Here is a 22,489-nt window from a genome sequence, read left to right as displayed (position 1 = left end):
AAGATAAGCAGCAAATTGTGTTTTTTCTATCATTATGCTTCTGTCAGTATGATCTAAAAATTCGCCAGTATGTGTGTTATTGGGCAGTTTTTGAGTGTGTCGCCGGTATCTTCAGCTCATCATTGTCTTCGCCTTAGTTGTAGGGCGATCTATGCCCCAAAGTCTGAAGGGGGGGGATTCTTATAGTCATGGATTTATGGGTAAAAAATCCTTCTAATTATTTGCCGTACCTCTAGGCATGATCCATTCTTTATAGCTAGGTATTTATACATAAGGAGATGGTATTGTGCTGAAGAATCTAAAAGTCGCCCACGCTATTGCGCTGGTTGGGGCTCTTCCTTTAATTCTAGTGGCCGTTTTGGCTGTATCTTATGGCTCAGTTTTGCTTGATAACATCCATGATGCGAGACGGGGCAATGATGTGGTTTTGTTGTCTAACAGGTTAGACGCGGTAGCTCATAATTTTGCAGTGGAGCGCGGTCTTACCGCTGGCTTTTTAGGATCGGGTGGCGCTCAAGGCAAAGAGGCTGTAGCCAAACAAAGACTCAAAGCGGACGCGGCCAGTCAGGGGTTAAAAAGTCTTTCTCCTACAGACTTTGAAGAACTCTCACCAGAAACCTTAGAGAGTTTACTGGCACCAGTGTTGAAGGATTTAGAGCGTGTGAGTGACGTCCGTACCAAGGTTGATGCACTGGCATCAGATAATGGCGCATTTGTGTTTTATTCTGCTTTAAATGATAAGGCGCTCCATACGGTGCAAAAAGCCATTACTTTATTGCGCACCCAGACGACAGTACAGTCGCTTTCCGCTCGTTTGGGCTTGCTATGGATGAAAGAGCGTATTGGGCAATACCGTGGTGCATTAAATGGTGCCTTCAGTGCTGGGGCCATTACCGAGCGACGTTTTGTACAAATAAATGGCTTTATCGATAATGAAAAGGTTTGGGAAGCTTACTTCAAAGATGTGGCATCATCTGATCAAAAAGCACAGCTAGGTGCTGTTAAGCAGAGTGCAACATGGCAAAAAGTAAACCAAGCTCTCAATGCATTTCAGTCAACTCCAGATTTGAGCCAGCTCTCTGGTCCTAGTAATTGGTTTGAGATGGCGACAGCCCGTATCGGTTTGGTGAAGGGCGTTTCAGATCAGATTGCATCAAATACTCAAGCCTATGTTGAGACTCTTAAATCCCAAACCTTAAGCATCTTTATAAGCGTGGTTATTGGCATCACTTTAGTTATGGTTGCAGTGCTAGCCTTGATGCGAATCGTGATTCGTTCCGTTTCCTCGAGAGTGTCTGCGGTGCAAGAGGCCATAGAGGCCGTAGGGCTTAAAAAAGACTTTACCGTGCAACTGGATGCCAGATCGAGTGATGAGATTGGTGTCATTATGCAAGTATTGAATGAACATCTAACTCATTTATCTCAAACTTTTGCCATGTTGGTGGGTAAATCTGAGGAATCTAAATCCAGTATGACGAGCTTGATCAGTCAGTCCCGCACCGTATTAGAGGAGTCCCAAGATCAATCATCCCGCACAGACCAGATTGCTGCAGCGGTGGAAGAGATGTCCCTTACCAGTGGTACCATTTCCTCGGATATGCAGGATGCTGCAAAGGAAACGGAAGTGATTCAAAAACGTGCTGCCGAAGGTCGCTCTGGCATGTTGGCGATTCAAGGGGCCATCAGTAATCTGAACAACGAGGTCCGTGGGGGCTATGATTCAGTGCAGCAGGTCACCGGACAGACAGAGCAGATCGGCTCGATTCTGCAAACCATTGAGTCCATTGCCGAACAAACCAATTTACTCGCATTAAATGCTGCCATTGAGGCGGCACGGGCTGGTGAGCAAGGTCGCGGTTTTGCTGTCGTTGCCGATGAGGTGCGTAGTCTTGCCCAGCGAACTCAAGACTCAACGGAAGAAATTCGTTCGATGATAGAAGCGTTAATCGCGTCTGGCCAAAGTGCACTATCCTCCATGGAGAGTTGCTCGAACATGGCGGTACAAAGTGCCTCAGAGGTCTCGAACAATGCCGAGATGCTTGAGTCGCTGTTTGCCTCAATTGAAAGTATCAATATGACCATAGAGCGGGTGGCGACGGCGGCGGAAGAGCAGTCTCAAGTGTCTGAAGATATTAACCAAAATGTCCAACAGGTACGTGATCGCTCAAGTCATATTATGGATTCGGTGACGACTACGGCAGATGAAGCCAAAGAAACGCAACGTCGTTTTGATCAAGTAGTCGCGGAGTTGTCTTCCTACAAACTTCGCAGCTAAGTGCTTGACTTATAAAAGCAAAAACCGCTCTTGGAGCGGTTTATGTCATTTATAACGTGATCAAGTTACTTCTTTTTGGCTTTCGCAAAGGGATTGCTGCGTAACCCTGGGCCTTTGGTCACATCTGGAGGGGGTAACTCAACTTTAGGCTTTTTGCCTTTGCCTTTTGCTTGAGTAACAGTGGTGTCTTTCGCTTTTGCTTTGCCTGACTTCTGGCTACGGGGGTGGGAATCGGGAACCCGATGTTCCGCTTCAAATCCGGGAATTTCTTTACGGGAAATACGCTGATTGAGTAAGGCTTCGATGGATCGTAATGCCTCGATTTCGTCGGCACAGACCAAGGATACGGCACGACCTTCTTGCCCAGCACGCCCTGTACGACCAATGCGGTGGATGTAGTCTTCGGCAACATGGGGAAGACTTACGTTAATGACGACAGGTAGCTCAGCAATATCGAGACCGCGCGCGGCAACATCGGTAGCGATTAAATAAGTCAGTGTGCCGTCACGGAAGGCTTTAAGTGTGGCAAGACGAGCGTACTGCTGCTTATCCCCATGCATGGCTGCGGCGTTGTAACCCTCAGCAATCAGGATGTCTGTTAGCTCATCCGCTTCCCGTTTGGTTTTAACGAAGATCAAGGCTTGGGCCCAATGTTGGCGTTGCAAAAGCTCCGTTAATAGCTCAGGTTTACGTGCTTTATCAACAGGGTATACCTGATGGCGTACTGTGGTTGCGACCTTGTTGCTGTGTTTAACCGCCACTTCTTCTGGGTCATTAAGCCATACCTTGGCTAGGGTTTTCACGGCGTCAGAGTAGGTCGCTGAAAACATCAAGGTTTGGCGAGCTTTAGGCAGTGCGGCTAACAGGGCATTAAGAGATTCCTCAAAGCCCAGATCTAACATACGGTCTGCTTCGTCTAAAACAAGGTATTCCAGCTCATCGAACTTTACTTCCCCTTGGTTAAATAGGTCCAGCAAGCGCCCAGGTGTCGCCACAAGAATGTCGGTGCCCCGTTTCAATCCATTGATCTGTGGATGGGCTTTGACGCCCCCATAGATGATTTGGCTGCGCAACCCTAATCCTTGGCTATAGCTGCGAACGCTTTCACCAATTTGGCTGGCCAACTCTCGAGTAGGTGCCAATATTAAACTACGTACTTGGTAGGCGCTAGCGCGTTCTCTACCTAATAATTTGGCGAGAATGGGCAAGGTAAAGGCGGCGGTCTTTCCTGTGCCTGTTTGCGCCGCGGCCATGGCATCTTTACCGGTTAGAATCAGCGGAATTGCCTTGTCTTGGATCGGCGTCGGTTGGTGGTAGCCAAGGGCGTCGAGAGTGCTCAGAAGCGGCGCGGGTAGGCCAAGTTTTGCAAAGGTCATAATGGTTCAAACATGAGAATGAATGGCTGGATGGAGCGCCTCAACAGCGCTGAACATCCACTGAAACTTTGATGTTTTGTGAGTCGCCACCATCAAAAATAACCCCTTGAAGTGGGGTGACATCACTGTAATCACGGCCCCAAGCGGTGACAATGTGCTGGTCGCTCGGCATCAAGTCATTGGTTGGGTCGAATTCTACCCAGCCCATCTCTGGGATGTAAATGGCAAACCAAGCATGGGACGCATCAGCACCCACGAGCTTTTCTTGTCCCGGAGGGGGGAGGGTTTCCAAATAGCCGCTGATGTAGCGAGCAGGTAATCCTACGGACCGAATGCAGGCAATGGCCAGATGAGCAAAGTCCTGACACACACCGCGTTTTTCCTTGAGTACTTGATCCACTGGTGTACTGACACTGGTGGCCGTTGGGTCAAAGGTGAACTCGTTGAAAATCTTATGGGTGAAGTCCAACGCCGCTTGCAATACGGGCACATGATCGGCAAAAGTGTCTTGGGCAAACGCCGCCAATTCTGCTGTACGAGGAATTAAAGGCGAGTTGAGTAAATACTCTTTTACCATTCTCAGCTCTGGTGTCCCTGCGTCGGTGAGTAACTGACGCAGTTCTCCACAGGTGATGGACCCTAGCGTTAATTGATTGGCCAGCTCAAGGGGCGTTACCTCGTACAAGCATTCCACGTCGATGGTGAGCTTTTTGTGGGGCTCTTGAATGGAAAAATAATAGGTGGGATTACCGAAGTAATCCGTCCCTTCTGTTTGATAAATTGGCATTGGCGTGACATGCAGGCGACGACTCAGACAGGTTTGATTACCAGTATCTCGAGGGAGAAGGTGAGCCATGTTGTAGCATAGGGTCACGGGGGCACCGTAAACGTATTCTGTCAGATGTCGAACGCGGTATCTCATACGTCATTTTTCCATTTAGATTTGATCAACTGCTGTGGGCCAGCAGTATGATCAAAATACTTATCACTGATGATGGTCGTCAGTTGCTCCAGCTGGTCTGTGATCTGTGTCATGAGATCCTCTAGGGCTTGACGAGACTGTGTGGTCTCATCGATCTGTGCCAAAGACTCTAGGTCCGCTAATTGGATATCGTTTAATGACTTGATGATTAAACGGTTTTCAGGGGACAGTCCTAAGCTCGCTTGCTGGGAATGGGGCAGTTCATTTAGATACTTACGCAGTTGCTCCACTTGGTAAATAAGAGAGCGTGGGTTCGTGCGGTCGATCATCAACAGATCCAAACCAAATGAAACACGAGCTTGGGTGCGGTACCTGCGTCGGAAGGAGATCAGGGCTTCGACGCTCAATAGCACGGACTCCAAAATCTGCTGTTGTTGCAGGCTTGGCAAAGGTTGGCTTAGGGTGGCTTTCAGTAACTTGGCTGTGAGCAAAGCGCGCTCTGTACGGCGACCAATTTCTTGGAACATCCAGTCCATGCCACGTAGCATGCTTTCGTGATTCAATCCTGACAGGGCTAACAAGGTGGTCACCAAGCTGTCTAGGGACTCTTCCGGTACTGATGGCAAGCCATTGATGTAGGCGCGCTCTAAGCTATGAATATGATCCCGCAGTTCGTTCAAAATGATGCGAGTGTCAGCCGACAGCATTTCCTTCACTTGTTCACCGCAGGAGAGCATCAATTGTAAGTTGGATTTGATGCTTCCTGTTCGCTGTTCATCAATCACCAGCGAAGCCAGCTCATTACTTGGGTTTTGAATCAGCTCATCATTATCTTGGAAGCCCGGTAAGCAACCAGTGATCTCTGATAAGGCTGACAGCAGTATTTCACGACTTTCGGTAGGGAAGTGATCAATACCGTTTAATTGCTTAAAGGTGGTACGCATCAAACGCAAACTCATTTCCGCTCGCTCTGCGTACCGACCAAACCAAAAGAGGTTCTCGATGACGCGACTTGGCAAGTTAGTGACTTGAGCTTGAATGGTTTGCAAGCTGCTCACGCTGATGTCTTGATTCAACTCGGGTTCATCACTCAGTACCCAAGTATCTTTGCTACGGGAGCCTGATAGCTTAGTCACTATGGACTCGACAGAAGAGTCCGCTACTCGAGTTAACCCTCCTGGCATCACGCAATAGCCTTCTTCACTGGCAACCGTGAAGGCGCGCAGGATACAAGGGCGTGCTCTGAGTGTTTCGTTTTCCCAGATTGGGGTATGAGACCCAGGGATGTAGCTTTGAGCCACATAGGCAGCTGGATTTCTGAGAATGGTTTCTTTGGCGTTTTTAAGTCCCTCTAGATCAAGACTGTGACCATAGATACTTTGACTGTTTACGCCGCGAAACGCAGGTTTGATGATCCAGTCTTTGAGATTATCTAATACGAGCGCTAAGTCATTTGGATTACCGCACCATTTGGACGTGACCGATGGCAGCATCAAGGTCTCGTTCATTAAGAATTCGCTAATCTGTGGTAAGAAAGACAACAACGCAGGGGTCTCTAAAATCCCTGAACCGAGTGGGTTGGCAATGACCACGTTCCCTTGTCGTGCCACCTCTAATAAACCTGGCACCCCCAGCATGGAGTCGGAGCGCAGTTCCGCTTGGTCACAGAAGGCATCGTCCATACGACGCACGATGACGTCCACCTGTGATAAGCCTGCCAGAGATTTCATCCATACCTTGCCATTACGAATGGTCAGGTCGCCCCCTTGCACCAATGGGTAACCCAAATGGTTGGCCAGATAGGCATGTTCAAAATAGGTGCTGCTGTATGCGCCTGGCGTTAGTACCACTATGCGTGGCGCATCGGTAATGCGATTGGCTAAATTAGATAAGGTGTCGCGGATCGTTTGGAAAAAACGCGCCAAACGCAAGGTATGACTGTCGCGGAATAGGCTTGGTAGCACCCGTGAGACAACGGTTCGGTTTTCTAACGCGTAGCCCGCACCACTGGGAGCTTGGGTGCGATCGCCAATGGCTACAAATTGTCCTGCTTGATCCCGAACTAAATCTACCGCGTGAAACGTTAGGTGTTTGACCCCTGGTAAATCTATCCCATGGCAACGGCGTAGGAAGCCAGGATGACTAAGAATAATTTCAGACGGCACTATGCCTTCTTTAAGAAGACGTTGTTCGCCGTAGAGGTCCTTGTAGATAAGGTCGAATAGGGTGGAGCGTTGCGCTAAGGCAAGCTCCAATGTTTGCCATTCAGCCGCAGAAATGGTGTTTGGCAATATGTCCAAAGCCCATACGTTAGGCGAAAGCGGATCATTTTTTAAATTATAGGTGGCGCCGTCGTCCCGAAGAATTCGTTGGGCGCGACGGTGCCGGTCCTGCATCCCTTCAGTTCCCAAACCTTTAATACACTCCAGAATAGCTTGCCATTGAGGGCGAGCCATTCTGTTGAGATCAAAGGCTTCATCGTACGCTCCATTCGGTTGTTCGTAAGGAGACGCAAGCAGCGACTCAGAGGTCGCTGCAATAGGGGTGGAAACAGTGCTGTTCATGGTTTGCTAAGTTCTAGTGTCATTAGAGCCTAGTATACTTCTTTCTTAGATCTAATGTATGTGGATACTCGTGACATATTTCTTCCTGTGGTGGTGCCATAGGGCGTGGGGGTTCTTTATTTTCATAAAAACCACGCATGCCGGTGAATTCAGGCGGTGGTGAGAAGGGGCCTTGGGTAAACCCATGATCCCAAAAGCGATTCACGCGACGGGCTTCAGCTTCATTACTGTTCACCGGAAGCGTGTCATAACTGCGTCCACCAGGATGGCTAACATGGTACGTACAACCGCCAACCGATAGGCCGTTCCACGTATCAATCAAGTCAAACACCAAGGGCGTATCTTGATTTAAGGTTGGATGCAGAGCCGAAGGTGGCGTCCAAGCTTTATAGCGCACGGCACCAACTGCTTCACCTTTTTGTCCTGTTGAACGTAATGGCACTCGACGACCATTACAGGCCAGTACATAGCGTCCTTCAGTGAGACCGGTTAAGCGAACCTGTAGGCGCTCCACGGAAGAGTCTACATAGCGTGCTGTGCCGGATTGGCTAATTTCCTCACCTAATACATGCCAAGGCTCAATGGCCCAGCGCAGTTCCAGCTCCACTTCGCCAATTTGTTGACGACCGTAATGGGGGAAGCGGAACTCTTCAAAGGCTGCTAGCCATTCAAGTTTGAATGGGAGGCCATGGGCCTGCAGGTCATCGACGACTTCCTTAATGTCGTTCCAGACAAAGTGCGGCAACATGAATTTGTCGTGCAGAGAGGTGCCCCAGCGAACCAAAGGTTTTTTGTAAGGCTCATTCCAAAAACGCGCTACGAGACAACGTAGCAGCAGCATTTGTACGATAGACATGCGGGCATGGGGTGGCATTTCAAAGCCGCGGAATTCAAGCAAGCCTTGTCGACCACTGCTGGTGCCTGCGGCATAGAGTTTGTCGATACAGAACTCTGAGCGGTGGGTGTTACCCGTGATATCCACCAGTAAGTTACGCATCAGGCGATCCACTAGCCATGGCTCATCTACAAAGCCTTCTGGCATGTTCTGGAAAGCAATTTCCATCTCATAAAGAGCTTCATCACGGCCTTCATCTGGACGTGGCGCTTGGCTGGTTGGGCCAATGAACATGCCTGAGAAGAGATAAGAAAGGCCAGGGTGATGCTGCCAGAAGGTGACCAAGCTGCGCAGTAAATCAGGGCGACGTAGCAAAGGACTGTCAGCAGGCGTGACGCCACCTAGTGTGACATGGTTGCCGCCACCTGTGCCTGTATGGCGTCCATCCAGCATAAATTTCTCAGTGCCTAGGCGGCAAAGATAGGCTTGTTCGTAGAGGGTCTCAGTGTTGAATACCAACTCTTTCCAGTTTTTAGCAGGATGAATGTTGACCTCGATAACACCTGGATCAGGGGTGATCAAAAACTTCTGCATACGTGGATCTTTGGGTGGCTCGTATCCCTCGATCACCACTGGGATTTTCAGCTCAGTGGCAACTTGTTCAATAGCATTGATTAATGCCACATAATGTTCGAGCAGATTCACAGGGGGTAAGAACAAGTGCATGCGGCCATCCCGAGCTTCCACACACAAAGAGGTGCGAATCACGTCTTTAGTGACCGTGGTGGTCTTTTGTGCTGGTTGCGTTTGAGGGGCTGTTTTCTGCGCCTTGGTATTTACCGAAGTACCACTTCCACTGGCTGTGGTACTAAAGCTGGGTAATGGCTCACGGGGGGCAAACGGATCACGCTCGTGGGGTTGCTCTTCTTGGCTGATGGCCGGTAACGAGTTCAACGGTAAACGTAGCCCCATAGGGCTGTCCCCTGGGATGAGGGTGATCACATCGGCACGCATAGGCCATAGGCTGCTTTGCCATTGGTAGCCGTTATGTTGGACCGGAAGTATGTAACCGCTCACTCGCTCTAGTCCGTGGTTTAATAATTTGGCCAAACGGCGACGTTCTAAGTCGTCTTTGAGGGAAGCTTTACGTGGGTTAACGTTGTCCGGTAGTGAGCGTTCTAACCATAAGTAATATAGGGTGTCTTCGTAAGCAGGTTGCAGGTATTTGTTTTCCAGCCCTAGGACATCACAAAGTTTAGCGCCAAACTTGTGGGCGTCTTGTTCGGTAAAGCCATAGTTTTTATCTACCCGTGCCAGATAATCTGGGTCTTGCCAGAGGGCCTCACCATCGGTGCGCCAAAAACAACCCAGTGCCCAGCGAGGGACTTCTTCCCCTGGATACCATTTGCCTTGGCCGTAATGGAGCAGGCCATTGGCGCCAAATTTGGACTTCATTTTTAGCAGTAGGTCTTTCGCTAAGCGCAGCTTGTCAGCCCCTAAAGCACCGGTATTCCATTGGTCAGAATCCATGTCATCAATGGAGACGAAGGTCGGCTCCCCACCCATGGTCAGGCGCACATCTCCTGCTTCGAGCTTTTTATCAACGGCTTCACCCAGCGCTTTGATGTTGAGCCATTCTTCGTCGCTGTAGGGTTTTGTTACCCGTGGGTCTTCGTGGATACGCGTGACGACGTTTGAGTAGCTGAATTCACATTCACACTCATCGGTATAGCCGGTAATAGGCGCGGCCGAAATCGGCTCAGCGGTACAGGCCAAAGGAATGTGGCCTTCTCCGGCAAATAGGCCACTGGTCGGGTCTAATCCAACCCAACCTGCACCGGGTAAGTAAACTTCACACCAAGCATGTAAATCGGTGAAGTCTTCTTCTGGTCCAGATGGCCCATCTAATGCTTTGACGTCTGCCGTCAGCTGTACAAGGTAACCAGATGCAAAGCGAGCCGCCAAACCAAGGTGGCGAAGGATTTGTACCAATAGCCAAGAGGTGTCTCGGCATGAGCCCTTTTTCAGGGTTAGAGTCTCTTCACAGGTCTGCACCCCTGGCTCTAGGCGAATGCCGTAGCCAATATCGGAAGCCAAGCGTGTGTTCAACGCGACCAGAAAATCAATGGTCGGTGTGGGCTTTAGATCAACGCTTTTCAGCCAATCTTGCAACTCAGCACAGTCATCTGTTTTCTTCAAATAGGGTTCAAGCTCTTCTTTAAGTTGCTTGTCGTATTTGAAGGGAAATTTCTCTGCGTACTTTTCAATGAAAAAATCAAACGGGTTGATGACGGTCATATCGGCGATGACTTCGACTGAGAATTCAAGTTTCTTAGTTTTCTCAGGGAAGACTAGGCGCGCTTGATGGTTGCCGTAAGGGTCTTGCTGCCAGTTGATAAAATGATCTTCTGGCGTGACCTTTAGGGAGTATCCATGAATGTGTGTGCGAGAGTGTGGCGCAGGTCGAAGGCGCAAGATATGCGGCGCAACGTTTACAAAGCGATCAAAGTCATAGGTGGTGGTATGTTGAATCGCTATCCGAATGGTCATGCCGCATCTCCTTGCTTGAAGTTAAACCAGTTCTCAGTGATCTGATGATGCAGTGAAATAATGTCTAGCTGAACCTGATTTAGATAATCGCTGAATTCTTGATTCAGTAAGCTGGAGTGTTCTACACCGTGAGTGCTGTCCAATAACTTATCGGCGCTGACTTGGACAATACCCGAGCGGGGCAATGAGGCGGCAGCTTTTTTGATTTCTTCCAAGCAGTAGCGTTGTGAGCGTGGGAAGTGAGGATCCGTTAACAGGAAGGTCACAGCCCGAGCACCACTGATGGACGTGCGCATGGTGCGTCTAAAGCTAAGGTGCGCACTTTGGGATTTTAGGACTTTTGACCAAACTACTTGCCCTAGCTCGATGTTTTCTTCTGCTTGGGATTGCATCATTAGGGTGTTGGCGGCGTCTATAATACGGGTGTTCATATCAGCTCGTTCTAGGTAACGACCAAGAATCAAGAAGCTCCAACCTGCACCACGATCCATGGTGCCAGCCATCAGTCCGATGATTTTTTGGCACCCTTCAATAATGATGTTCAGGTACGCATGACGGTCAGAACGATTAATGCCTTGCTTGATGTTTTGGCGCGCAAACAAGTCCAGTTCATTGATTAACTCCCAGGTTTCTCCAGGCAGTACGTCACGGCTGGTACGAATGTTTTCGCGAACCATTTTGAGGGACGATAATAAGGAGCTTGAGTTGGTATCATCGGCCAGCAAAAACTTCACCACATTTCGCTCGTCACGAACTTTGTAGCGTTGGTTAAAGGCTTCGACGCCGCTGTTGATTTCAATTAGGTTGTACCAAGAAATCGCCACATCTGGTGGCAAATCAAATAGTAAATCATCGTACACGCTGACTAGGCGAGCAGTATTTTCGACGCGCTCAAGGTAACGGGCGCTCCAGTATAGGCGTTCAGCAACTCTTGAAAGCATCGGTTAAGCTCCTTTAGTGTTTACAATCCAAGTATCTTTACTACCACCGCCTTGTGACGAATTTACGACGAGGGAACCTTTTTTCATTGCGACTCGTGTTAATCCCCCTGTGGTCACATGGGTGTTTTTGCTTTGCAAGATGAAAGGGCGCAAGTCCAAGTGTCGAGGCTCTAAGGAGCCCTTGCCGATCAAGGTTGGCGAGGTCGACAGTTTAAGGGTTGGTTGAGCAATGTAATTACGTGGGTTGGCTTTAATTAATTCAGCAAACAGTTGTTGATCTTTCTTGGTGGAATGAGGTCCTACCAACATGCCATAGCCGCCGGATTCGTTGGCAGGTTTTACAACCAGTTTGTCCAGATTGGCGAGTACGTATTCGCGGTCTTTCTCATCATCGCAAAGGTAGGTTTTGACGTTTGGCAGAATCGGTTCTTCGTCCAAGTAGTAGCGAATCAGATCTGGTACATAGGCGTAGACTACCTTATCGTCGGCCACTCCAGCGCCAGGAGCATTGGCTAAGGCAACGTTACCGGCTTTCCATGCACGCATGATTCCTGGTACTCCTAATACGGAGTCTTTGTGGAAAACTTCTGGGTCAATAAACAGATCATCAATACGGCGGTAAATCACATCTACCCGTTCTGGGCCGTAGATGGTTTTCATGTAGACGCAGTCATCTGAGTCCACAAATAGGTCGTTACCTTCTACCAACTCCACCCCCATTTGCTGAGCAAGAAAGGCGTGTTCAAAGTAGGCAGAGTTATAAATACCAGGGGTTAATACAACGATTTCGGGTTGTTCAATGTCTCGTGGCGAGAGTGCGGCAAGGGTGTCAAACAGCTGGGAAGTATAAGAGCCGACTGGCTGGATATCATCGTTTTCAAATAGCTCTGGTAGAACGCGTTTAGTGATAGCGCGGTTTTCAAGCATATAAGACACACCGGATGGCACTCGCAGGTTGTCTTCTAGCACATAGAATTTACCGTCTTCATCACGCACTAAATCTGTGCCACAAATATGCGCCCAAACACCAAAGGCAGGATTTACGCCGACACATTCAGGACGGAAGTTTTTCGAATCTTTAATGATGTGTTCAGGAATAATGCCGTCTTTGATGCAGTTTTGGTCGTGGTATAAATCATCAATAAAGCGATTAAGTGCGGTAAGACGTTGCTTGAGCCCTGCCGCGGTGACTTCCCAGTCTTTGGCATCTATGGTTCTTGGGATAATGTCGAAGGGCCAGGCTCGGTCAATATTGCCCTCTTCGGTGTAAACCGTAAAACTGACACCCATTTCCTGAACCGTGGCTTCGGCGGCTAGGCGGCGTTTTTCCAGTTCTTCTGTTGGTAAAGAGTTGAGGTACTTCAGGAGTTGTTTAGCGGGCGGTCGAGCGTTTCCTTTTTCATCAATCAGCTCATCAAAAAAAATGCCAGCTTGGTAATTGCTTGTGAGTGTATCCATGTATTGCTTTCCCCTTAAACGGCATAAGATGCCGCATCAACTAAGTGCATCTGGTTGCCTCGCATACAAAATAGATGCGCTAAAACTGAGCGTAAGGCAAATGCCTCTAACCTTGTTTATTTTCTAATTCTTGCTTCGTCTAAACTCATCAATAACCCTGGTCTTCAGGTGGTTATTTAGCCATTTATACGCCTAGTTGACACAATATGTAAGAACTATGGCTTTAATATTCGGCTAACCTATATCAATTATCTATAATTGGGTTTTGATACAATGTTTTCAAAAATGGCCATTTGAAAAGGATTAGACAGTGAGTAATGTGCATCAGCCGTGCCACATTGTTGTGGTAGGTGCCGGCATTGGTGGGCTAACACTAGCTTTAGGCTTAGCCAAACAGGGATTTCAAGTTCGAGTTTTTGAGCAATCGAAGGCATTAAGTGAAGTGGGAGCAGGCCTTCAGTTGAGCCCAAATGCTATGAAAGTGCTTAGAAGTTTAGGACTAGACACTGCTTTAGAGAGCCACAGCTTTGCCCCAGAATATGCCTGTATTCGAGACTACAAATCCGGCTCATATTACTTACGTTCACCGTTAGGTCAGGAGGTCATAAATCGCTATGGCGCCCCGTATTGGCATGTCCATCGAGGAGATCTTCATGCTGAACTCGTTCAGGCCTGCTATGCCAATGATGTGGACATAGAGCTCGATCATAAGGTGCTGGGGTATCGGAATGAGCGCAATGGTGCTTCCATACTACTAGAGGGCAAAACAGAGTGGGCGGATTTACTGATTGGTGCAGATGGCATTCATTCTAAAATTCGTGAACTCATGTTGGGAATTGAAGCGCCCTTGTTTACTGGGCAGGTTGCCTGGCGCGGTACCGTTCCAGTTAATGCCATTAAGAATGTCCAAGTTCAGCCCGATGCCACCGTATGGGCTGGACCTAACCAACATGTGGTAACTTACTACCTGAAAGGCGGTGAGTTGATAAACTTTGTGGCGGTCGAAGAACGAGCGGAATGGTTGCAAGAATCATGGCGCCAAGAAGGGGATGTAAAGGACTTACGGCAAAAATTCTCAGGTTGGCACCCTGAAGTGACTGAGATACTTGCTGCCTGTGAATCGTCTTTTGTGTGGGCTCTTAATAGTCGTCCCACGTTATCAAAGTGGTCTGACGGAGCCGTGACTCTGTTGGGGGATGCTTGCCATCCTATGTTGCCATTTATGGCTCAGGGGGCTGCAATGGCCATTGAGGATGCTTATGTACTGGCAAATTTGCTCGGCAAGGGATCTTTCTCTCAAGCTTTTAACGACTACGAGGCGATTCGTAAGCCCAGAGTTACTGCTATTCAGCAATTGTCACGGGAAAATGCTGGGCTTTACCATATGCATGGCGGTTTGACGGGGCAGTTGAAATTAAAAGCCTTAAGTCTTGCATCCCGCTATGCTCCGAGTATTGTGCACAGCAAATTAGACAGCGTTTATGGTTACGACGTAACCAGTTTAACCTTGTAATTCTCCCAAGCACTCGATTAGGGTGCTTTCTCTTTTATCTAGGACATGAGTTTTGAGTCAACACACTCACTTTAAGGCCGAGTTGATCTTGGTTTTGGTTACGATCATTGCGGGATTTGGTTGGATTTTTTCTAAAGAAGCCTTAGCTGGATTACCGCCATTTTTCTTTATGGCGATTCGATTTTTGGTGGCAGGCTTTGTCTTGTTACTCGCCGGACGCAAGTATTTTAGTGACCTTCGTTGGCAGGATGTGAAAGGGGCGATCATTGTGGGCTTCTTTATGGGGCTGGCGATGACCTTCTGGGTGTTGGGATTGGATCAGGGCAGTAGCCTTGGTGTTGGTGCTTTTATCACCAGTCTAGGGGTTATTTTGGTGCCCATTTTTGCCCGTTTTATTTTTGGTGACAGACCGCCTAAAAGTATTTGGTTTGCTTTACCTGTGGCCGTGGTGGGGCTGGCTTGTCTAGCGTTAAATGGTCAAGTAGCGTTTGAATGGGCACTGGTGTATTTCTTTATTTCGGCGCTGGCTTTTGCTTTGCAATTCAATATGTTGTCCCGTATGTCAACGCGATTGCATGTGTTTGTTTTGACTGCCATCCAGCTTGGCACCGCCGGTATATTTTTACTGGTATTATCATTGTTGACTGAGACTTGGCCCGATGTGGTGTCTTTGCCTGTCTTAGGGTGGTTCTTAGCCAGTACTTTGATCGCTACCAGTCTGCGCTTTTTACTGCAGACTTATGGTCAGAGTCTAACCCCTGCAAGCCATGCGGCGGTGATTATGAATTTAGAACCCGTATGGACTGCTCTGTTTGCTATGGTTTGGTTTGGAGAGCAGATGCTAACCATTCAAATTATTGGATGTGTGTTGATATTTGCGGCCATGCTGATTAGTAAATGGACGCAAATTCGTGCGGTGTTTACGCCCAATTAGTTGGTTTTTAATCAGGAAAAAGTTCGTCAAAAATGCGCTGGTATAAAGCGTGAGCTTGAATTGAAAAAGGGCGTTCTAAAGAGTCACTGCGCACTAGTAAGCCTTTAGTCAAAGCAATTAAAAACTCAAGTCGGGCGGCAATGTCCGCCTGATTATTCAAATCATAGCGTTGCTCGATCAGTTTCAAGGCATGCTTGTTTAAACGGGCTTCAGCCTGCTCTTGAATAGCCGCTATGCTTGGAGAGCGGCTAGCTTCTGCAAGGATCTCTAAGTGAAGCAGTCGGTTTCGCTTAAATTCTTCCGTCTCTGCATGCTCAAAATGTCGGGCGAGCCAGTCTTTTTTTTCTAAAAAATCTTCCATGGTGGTCAGGTAAGATTCCGTTTGCTGCTCAACCAGTACGCAAATCATCTCTTCTTTGTTACTAAAATACCGATAAATTTGTCCCACACTTAGTCCCGCTGTCTTGGCGATCTCTGCCATGCTGGCGCGGTGGAATCCCTTATCAATAACGTGCACGATAAATGCATCTAAAATATGCGAGCGGCGTTGTTGGTCATTAATACTGGGCTTTTTCATATTTATTTGCACGTTTTAAAGATGGGAACGAAATCTTAGCTAGATTATAGTGTGAATGAACGTTCATTCTCAAATGATAATTATTGGAGTCTCCACAGTTTATGCTGTCACGAAATACACTTTTGACGGGGTTGGTTCTGGCCTCTGCGGTCTTGGCGGGGTGTCAAGAAAGCGAAAGCAGTGCATCGAATAGTGCGGCTGGTCAGCAAGCGCCGAAAGTTCAAGTAGGCGTGGTGACGATTCAGCCACAAGATGTGAAGCTTACAACTGAGTTACCAGGACGCACAGCGTCGAGCCTCGAAGCGGAAATTCGCCCTCAAGTGGGTGGTATTGTAGAAAAACGTTTGTTTGAAGAAGGTCAGGCCGTAAAAGCTGGTGACCTACTTTATCAAATTGAAGACTCCACTTATGAAAGCAGTGTTGAACAAGCCCAAGCGGATTTGGAAAGTGCGGAAGCGACACTTAAATCAACTAAACAAACCTACGACCGTTACTTGACTCTGAAGGAGCAAAATAATGTGTCTCAGCAAAACCTTGATGACGCTTATGTTGCCTATCTGTCTGCTGTAGCGGCCCAGAAAAAAGCACAGGCGTCTCTTAATAGTGCGAAAATCGATTTAGAGCATACTAAAATCACTGCGCCAATTGATGGTAAAACAGGTATTTCTCGTGTCAGTGTTGGGGCGCTCGTGACCGCTGCTCAATCTACCGTGATGACGACCATTCGTGCGACAGATCCTATTTACGTAGATTTAGCACAAACCAGTGTCGACCAGCTTCATACTCGTACACTGCTAGCAAAGGATGGTATTGAACAAGGTGATCAAACCGTCTCTCTGACGCTAGAAGATGGTACGGCTTATGCGCTTGAAGGTGTTGTGAAAACCCGCGAAGTGAGCGTAGACGAATTGACTGGTTCGGTGACTGTTCGTGCAGAGTTTCCTAACCCTGATGGCTTGTTGTTGCCAGGAATGTTCGTACGTGCACAGTTGAGTGATTTGCGTGATCGTCAAGCCTTATTGGTTCCTCAGCAAGGTGTTTCCCGTGATGTGAAAGGCAATGCGATTGCCTATGTTGTGACACCAGAAAACAAGATTGAACAACGTATTTTGACCACTGAACGTGCTGTCGGTAATCAATGGTATGTGACGGATGGTATTGCCGCGGGTGACAAAGTCGTTGTAGAAGGCACTGCTAAAGTACGTGCTGGCGTTGAAGTCACTACAGTGGAATTGAAGCGTGATGCTCAAACAGGTCGAATGGTTGCGGCAAATGCTGCGACGACTGGCCAGTAAAGAAGGGAGTCATCTATGATCGCTCAATTTTTCGTACGTCGCCCCGTCTTTGCGTGGGTCATCTCGATCGTCATCATGTTGGCTGGTATTCTGTCCATCACTCAGTTGCCGATCTCTCAATATCCAAACGTAGCCCCCCCGTCTATCCGGATTTCTGCCACCTATACTGGTGCTTCGGCTGAGACGGTAGAAAACAGTGTGACGCAAATCATCGAGCAGCAGTTAACAGGGCTCGATGGTTTGCTGTATTTCTCTTCGAGCAGTAGTGCCAGTGGCCGAACCAGTATCGATGTGACCTTCCAGCAAGGTACTGATGCGGATACTGCTCAAGTGCAAGTACAAAATAAGGTGCAACAAATCACCTCAAGTTTGCCTAATTCTGTTCAGCAAAACGGTGTCACTGTTACCAAGTCTCAATCTGACTTTTTGTTGATTCTGGCTTTGTATGATGAGACAGACACAGATACAGCCAACGATTTGTCTGATTACCTAGTGTCCAACATGCAGGACCCTATCTCGCGAATCGAAGGGGTGGGTAGTGTGCAGGTGTTTGGTTCCTCATACGCCATGCGTATTTGGTTAGACCCACTTAAGCTTGCGACATACAACCTGATGCCATCCGATGTGTCCAGCGCGATTACCGCACAAAACACTCAGGTTGCCGCAGGTAGCTTAGGAAGCTACCCCATCGAAGAGGGGCAAGAGCTTAACGTAACGGTAACTGCTCAGTCTAAGCTTCAAACCCCGGAAGAATTCGAAAACATCATTCTTAAATACGATGATAATGGTGCCACCGTACGTTTGAAAAACGTAGCGAAGGTTGAACTGGGTAGTGAAAACTACAACTTCTCCCCTCGTCTAGATGGCCATCCATCCTCTGGTATGGCGGTTATGTTGGCACCGGGTGCCAATGCTTTGTCTACTTCTGAAGCGGTTCGTGCTGAGATTGATGAGCTAACACGTAACCTGCCTGAAGGCTATGAAGTGGCTTTGCCACGAGATTCAACAGACTTCATTAAGATCTCTATTAAAGAAGTTGTTAAAACGATGTTTGAGGCGATTGTCTTAGTTGTCATCGTAATGTTTATCTTCTTGCAAAGCTGGCGCGCTACCTTGATCCCTGCCATCGCTGTACCTGTGGTGTTATTGGGTACTTTTGGTGTGCTGCAGTTGTTTGGCTACTCCATTAATACCCTGACCATGTTTGGTTTGGTGTTGTCTATCGGTCTGCTGGTGGACGATGCGATTGTGGTGGTGGAGAACGTGGAGCGGGTCATGGAGGAAGAGAAACTCTCCGCCCGAGAAGCTACCATTAAATCCATGAAAGAAATCACCAGTGCCTTGATTGGTATCGCGGTGGTCTTGTCAGCGGTATTTGTACCTATGGCATTCTTTAGTGGCTCCACAGGTGTTATCTATCGTCAGTTCTCGATCACCATTGTGTCTTCGATGATTTTATCTGTCGTGGTCGCCTTGACGCTTTCTCCTGCATTGTGTGCCACCTTGCTAAAACCAAGTCACCACAAAGAGAAGCGTGGTCTTGGTGGTTGGTTTAACCGTAACTTTGATCGTTTGAATACTCGTTACACTGGCGGCGTTGCTCGCATGATTCGTAAACCATTGCGTTGGTTGGCGGGTTATTTGGTCATTATTGCTGGTATGAGCTACCTAATGGTGAATGTGCCGACTGGCTTCCTACCAACGGAAGATCAGGGTTCCATCATGGTTATGGTGTCTTTGCCTGAAGGGGCATCAATGGCTCGTACCGAGGAAGTGATGGAGCAGGTGCAAACCCATTTCCTTGAAGGTGAGAAGGACTATGTGAAGTCGATCTTCACGATTTCTGGATTCAGCTTCATGGGCACTGGACAAAATGCGGGTATGGCATTTGTACTGTTAAAAGATTGGGATGAGCGTACGACACCGGGCAGCAGTGCTTCGGCGATTGTTGGTCGTTCGTATGGTGCTTTTGCTCAGTTGCGCGATGCACAGATCTTCTCGTTGTTGCCACCGTCTATCATGGGCTTGGGGCAAAGCAACGGCTTTACATTCCAGCTTCAGGCAGCAGGTAATACTTCCCGAGATACCTTGGTGGAAATGCGTGATCAATTGCTGGCAGATGCCAACGCGAGCGCTATTTTATCTGGTGTCCGTATGGGTGGACAGGGCGAAACGGCTCAATTGCATATTGATATAGACCAAGAGAAAGCGTCTGCTTTAGGTCTGTCTATGTCTGACATCAGTAGTACTTTGTCATCTGCATGGGCCGGTAGCTATGTGAATGACTTCATCGACCGTGGTCGAGTGAAAAAGGTCTACATTCAAGGTGATGCGGAATACCGTGGCGCGCCTTCAGACCTGCAGCATTGGTATGTTCGCGGTGATGGAGACACTATGACGCCATTCTCTGCTTTCGCTGAGAGCGAGTGGACCTACGGGCCTAAGAGTTTGACTCGATTCAATGGTCTGCCTTCTTACGAAATCCAAGGCTCTGCTGCGGGAGGCTTAAGCTCCGGTGATGCGATGACCGAAATGGCCCGTATCGCAGACAATATGCCTCAAGGAGCGACCTACTCCTGGAGCGGCTTGTCATACCAAGAGCAACAATCTAGTGGCCAGACATACTTCTTGTATGCGGTGTCTATCTTAGTTGTGTTCTTGTGTCTGGCAGCCTTGTACGAGAGCTGGACAGTACCTTTCTCCGTGATCATGGTGATTCCGTTGGGTGTTATCGGTGCGGTGGCTGCGGTGCATTTGCGCGGCTTGCAGAACGACGTGTTCTTCCAGGTAGCCTTGTTGACCACCATAGGTTTGTCGTCGAAGAACGCTATCTTGATTGTGGAGTTTGCGGAGGCAGCTTATCGTCGAGGTGAAAACGTCTGGAATGCGGCCCGAGAAGGTGCCATGTTGCGTCTTCGTCCGATTATCATGACTTCTTTGGCTTTCATCGTAGGTACGCTACCTTTGGCATTGTCTTCCGGTGCCGGTGCCAACAGCCGTATATCAATCGGTACGGGTATCGTAGGGGGAACGCTATCTGCCACAGTGCTAGCGATCTTCTTTGTGCCTTTGTTCTTTGTGGTGGTTCGACGCATGTTCCCGAAACGCCCAATCGAAGATTGATCGATTCCTAAGCATTAAAAAAGGAGCCCATAAGTGGCTCCTTTTTTTGTGCTTGTTGGCATTTAGATCGCGTCAGTGTTGGCGGCTGGACTTTTGGAAAGTGACCTTGTTTGCATGGTTGCACAACTGACTGATTTCTGTGGGTTGGCCTTCTTGATTTAGTTTCACAAGTCCCATGCCTGAGTGATTTAGTAGGCGTTCCCCTTTGTCCGCGTTGTCCGGTTTGCGTGGAGTGATCCGTAAGGCGCGACGCTTGGTAAAGACGTTAAGGGGAGACCAAGGGGCATAAAGCCAGCGATTTAATCGGTCAAACCATTCCAATAAGCTGTGTGGGAATTCATTGCGCTGACCACTGCTGGTGATTTGCCAAATGTTTGGACTGCTTTTTTGCCCTCTCAGTTTGATGTCATAGGCAAAAGAATAGTGCACATCCCCAGATAAGATGACGAAATTGTTTGGAGTCTTAGCATGGGTAAATAAATTCATCAGGGCATAGGCGGAGCCTGGGTGAGCCATCCAGTTCTCCGCATCCACCATGAGCGGTTTGCCTATCCAGGCAAAGATTCGTTGAATCGACTCAATGAGTTTTACCCCAAAGACTGGGGCAGGGGACACCATGATAACGGAGTCAAGGTTCTTAATGTCTTGCTGTAAATCGGTGAGGGCTTCCCAGTCCATAAGCCCAGAAGGACGATTGATGTCTTGTTCTGAGCGCCAGCGACGTGTACGGGTATCGAGTACCACTAATTTGGGAGTGGTTGGCCACTCGTAATGCCATTGTTCAAATTGCAGTAGCTCGTCAATATAGTCGTCTTGGTTCTTTCCTTGTTGAGCAATAGCCTCTTGGGCGGCTTGGAAGACACTCTCGTCAAAGGCGTCTGGATTATTGCCCCAGCCTTGGCAGAGAAAGTAACCCAGCAGGGCATTACCAATAATGCGCTTAGAAAGGGGATGCTCATAGGCTGCCACTTCCCATGCGGCGGTTAGGTTCCAGTCATCAGTCACGTCATGGTCGTCAAACATCATTGCCGTAGGCAGGTGTGCAAGGACCCGCTGTACTTTGTGAAGTTGGCTGTTGAATTCCTCAATCGAGCGTTTTTCCAGCTGATAGCGGGTTTTGTGTTCTTCGTTTTCAATGGTGTCTGGCATCTCTAGGGAGATATGTTTCCAAAGGGATGGCGACCACACTAGCAAATACATGCAGACGACTTCAGCGAGGCTAATCAGGTGGTTGTGCGCTGTATCTGTGGTAAAGACAGGTTTGCGCTTGCCTTTGAAAAATTGGGAACGCACATCGTCTGCCAACTCACTTTGGGGAAGTAGTGCTTCCCTATGATAGAGGTAAGCATTCTCTCCGAGAGTATCCTTACGATCAGGTAGGCTCTCTTCATCAATGCCCAATAGTTCAATCGCCTGACGAATAGCGTGAAGCATTGGGCCAGCCACGTCATCCGCATAGATTTGATCACCAGACAAAATAAGTAAGTCCGGCCAATCGTTTGGGGCTGTTTGCTTCAAAAGCTCATCAGCTTGGGCTAAACCATCGCCTACCTGAGGGCGATTCTCCATGTTTTTGTAACCATAGTGGGCTTTACGACATGAGCCATGGAGTAGCGACGAGATCTGAACAGGGCGCTTAAAAGAAAGGGTGTCATGATTGCTGTAAAGTAGGTTATCCAACTCGGTAGGGACATCATGTCCGTTTTTGTCAGATAATGACACGTGATAACCGTAGGTCGTATCTGCTTTAAGATCGCACTCAGTTGTCAGTGTTATAAAGTTAAGGAAGAGTCTTTCCCCTATCTTAATAGTGTGTGTATGTTGTTCTGATGTTAGTGTGTCTTTACTATCGTTTATTGATATGGAAACTCTGTACGGTGCGCTAGTTGCCAGCCAGAAATGACAGGAGTTGCTCTCCACTTTTCGAACAATGGGCCCAGCTAAGATGGGGTCTAATGTCAGTTCGGTTAGATCCTTTGGCATACTTACTTTCCAATTCTGAGTGCGAGTCACCATGCTAGCGTAGATGAGGTCATATAAAAGTAATTTGTTATTAAAACTTATCCACCTTTTTTGCAAAAACTGCGCAGCTTGAAAGATTGCAACAGGCGCTAGGATTCGATAGC

Annotated in this window: 13 protein-coding genes; 5 read left to right on the top strand and 8 right to left on the bottom strand. The window is 48.2% G+C overall.

Translation table 11 applies throughout. The annotated features are described in order from the left end of the window. Positions 1–286 precede the first annotated feature (286 nt). Positions 287–2,275 (top strand): methyl-accepting chemotaxis protein, encoded by a 1,989-nt coding sequence (locus tag ACZ5DR_RS01855; RefSeq protein WP_377364444.1) that lies wholly within the window; start codon positions 287–289, stop codon positions 2,273–2,275. Positions 2,276–2,340: 65 nt separating this feature from the next. Here the strand turns inward: ACZ5DR_RS01855 and ACZ5DR_RS01850 are convergent, their stop codons facing one another. The 6 genes from ACZ5DR_RS01850 to ACZ5DR_RS01825 are packed head-to-tail and all read right to left on the bottom strand — an operon-like array spanning position 2,341 to position 12,921. After that, entirely contained in the window at positions 2,341–3,651 is a 1,311-nt protein-coding gene (locus tag ACZ5DR_RS01850) for a DEAD/DEAH box helicase (RefSeq protein ID WP_377364446.1), read from the bottom strand. Between the two features lie 40 nt (positions 3,652–3,691). Next, a complete protein-coding gene (locus tag ACZ5DR_RS01845; RefSeq protein ID WP_377364448.1) occupies positions 3,692–4,573 on the bottom strand; it encodes a transglutaminase family protein in 882 nt (293 codons plus the stop codon). After that, complete coding sequence (locus ACZ5DR_RS01840) at positions 4,570–7,137, bottom strand: circularly permuted type 2 ATP-grasp protein (protein WP_377364450.1); 2,568 nt, start codon at positions 7,135–7,137, stop codon at positions 4,570–4,572. The genes ACZ5DR_RS01845 and ACZ5DR_RS01840 overlap by 4 nt, the downstream gene beginning before the upstream one ends. A gap of 22 nt (positions 7,138–7,159) precedes the next feature. Beyond that, complete coding sequence (locus tag ACZ5DR_RS01835) at positions 7,160–10,522, bottom strand: transglutaminase family protein (RefSeq protein ID WP_377364452.1); 3,363 nt, start codon at positions 10,520–10,522, stop codon at positions 7,160–7,162. Further along, positions 10,519–11,463: an alpha-E domain-containing protein gene (locus tag ACZ5DR_RS01830; RefSeq protein WP_377364454.1), complete on the bottom strand. Its 945-nt coding sequence runs from the start codon at positions 11,461–11,463 to the stop codon at positions 10,519–10,521. The genes ACZ5DR_RS01835 and ACZ5DR_RS01830 overlap by 4 nt, the downstream gene beginning before the upstream one ends. Positions 11,464–11,466: 3 nt before the next feature. Continuing rightward, a complete protein-coding gene (locus ACZ5DR_RS01825) occupies positions 11,467–12,921 on the bottom strand; it encodes a circularly permuted type 2 ATP-grasp protein (protein ID WP_377364456.1) in 1,455 nt (484 codons plus the stop codon). A gap of 310 nt (positions 12,922–13,231) precedes the next feature. Between ACZ5DR_RS01825 and ACZ5DR_RS01820 the strand changes: the two genes are divergently transcribed. Together ACZ5DR_RS01820 and ACZ5DR_RS01815 are read left to right on the top strand one after the other, a co-directional pair. Then, positions 13,232–14,434, top strand: coding sequence for an FAD-dependent monooxygenase (locus tag ACZ5DR_RS01820; protein WP_377364458.1), 1,203 nt, complete (start codon positions 13,232–13,234; stop codon positions 14,432–14,434). A gap of 52 nt (positions 14,435–14,486) precedes the next feature. Further along, positions 14,487–15,368, top strand: coding sequence for a DMT family transporter (locus tag ACZ5DR_RS01815; protein ID WP_377364460.1), 882 nt, complete (start codon positions 14,487–14,489; stop codon positions 15,366–15,368). A 7-nt stretch (positions 15,369–15,375) separates the two neighbouring features. Here the strand turns inward: ACZ5DR_RS01815 and ACZ5DR_RS01810 are convergent, their stop codons facing one another. Further along, positions 15,376–15,945: a TetR/AcrR family transcriptional regulator gene (locus ACZ5DR_RS01810; RefSeq protein ID WP_377364461.1), complete on the bottom strand. Its 570-nt coding sequence runs from the start codon at positions 15,943–15,945 to the stop codon at positions 15,376–15,378. A 101-nt stretch (positions 15,946–16,046) separates the two neighbouring features. On the opposite strand from ACZ5DR_RS01810, the gene ACZ5DR_RS01805 reads away from it, so the two are divergent. Both ACZ5DR_RS01805 and ACZ5DR_RS01800 read left to right on the top strand, forming a co-directional pair. Next, the gene (locus ACZ5DR_RS01805) at positions 16,047–17,240 is read left to right on the top strand and encodes an efflux RND transporter periplasmic adaptor subunit (RefSeq protein WP_377364463.1); all 1,194 of its coding nucleotides are present in this window, start codon (positions 16,047–16,049) and stop codon (positions 17,238–17,240) included. Between the two features lie 15 nt (positions 17,241–17,255). After that, the gene (locus ACZ5DR_RS01800; RefSeq protein WP_464543848.1) at positions 17,256–20,363 is read left to right on the top strand and encodes an efflux RND transporter permease subunit; all 3,108 of its coding nucleotides are present in this window, start codon (positions 17,256–17,258) and stop codon (positions 20,361–20,363) included. Between the two features lie 72 nt (positions 20,364–20,435). On the opposite strand, the gene ACZ5DR_RS01795 is transcribed toward ACZ5DR_RS01800, so the two are convergent. After that, positions 20,436–22,346 (bottom strand): DUF7800 domain-containing protein, encoded by a 1,911-nt coding sequence (locus tag ACZ5DR_RS01795; protein ID WP_464543847.1) that lies wholly within the window; start codon positions 22,344–22,346, stop codon positions 20,436–20,438. Between the last annotated feature and the right edge of the window lie 143 nt (positions 22,347–22,489).

The organism is Marinomonas vaga (genome assembly GCF_055388305.1).
The sequence above is the reverse complement of the archived record's forward strand: the minus strand, read 5'-3'. Positions and strand labels throughout refer to the sequence as shown.

Coding starts and splice junctions, on each gene's coding strand:
- ACZ5DR_RS01850 (WP_377364446.1), bottom strand. CDS start 3,651: ATGACCTTTGCAAAACTTGGCCTACCCGCGCCGCTTCTGAGCACTCTC.
- ACZ5DR_RS01845 (WP_377364448.1), bottom strand. CDS start 4,573: ATGAGATACCGCGTTCGACATCTGACAGAATACGTTTACGGTGCCCCC.
- ACZ5DR_RS01840 (WP_377364450.1), bottom strand. CDS start 7,137: ATGAACAGCACTGTTTCCACCCCTATTGCAGCGACCTCTGAGTCGCTG.
- ACZ5DR_RS01835 (WP_377364452.1), bottom strand. CDS start 10,522: ATGACCATTCGGATAGCGATTCAACATACCACCACCTATGACTTTGAT.
- ACZ5DR_RS01830 (WP_377364454.1), bottom strand. CDS start 11,463: ATGCTTTCAAGAGTTGCTGAACGCCTATACTGGAGCGCCCGTTACCTT.
- ACZ5DR_RS01825 (WP_377364456.1), bottom strand. CDS start 12,921: ATGGATACACTCACAAGCAATTACCAAGCTGGCATTTTTTTTGATGAG.
- ACZ5DR_RS01810 (WP_377364461.1), bottom strand. CDS start 15,945: ATGAAAAAGCCCAGTATTAATGACCAACAACGCCGCTCGCATATTTTA.
- ACZ5DR_RS01805 (WP_377364463.1), top strand. CDS start 16,047: ATGCTGTCACGAAATACACTTTTGACGGGGTTGGTTCTGGCCTCTGCG.
- ACZ5DR_RS01800 (WP_464543848.1), top strand. CDS start 17,256: ATGATCGCTCAATTTTTCGTACGTCGCCCCGTCTTTGCGTGGGTCATC.
- ACZ5DR_RS01795 (WP_464543847.1), bottom strand. CDS start 22,346: ATGCCAAAGGATCTAACCGAACTGACATTAGACCCCATCTTAGCTGGG.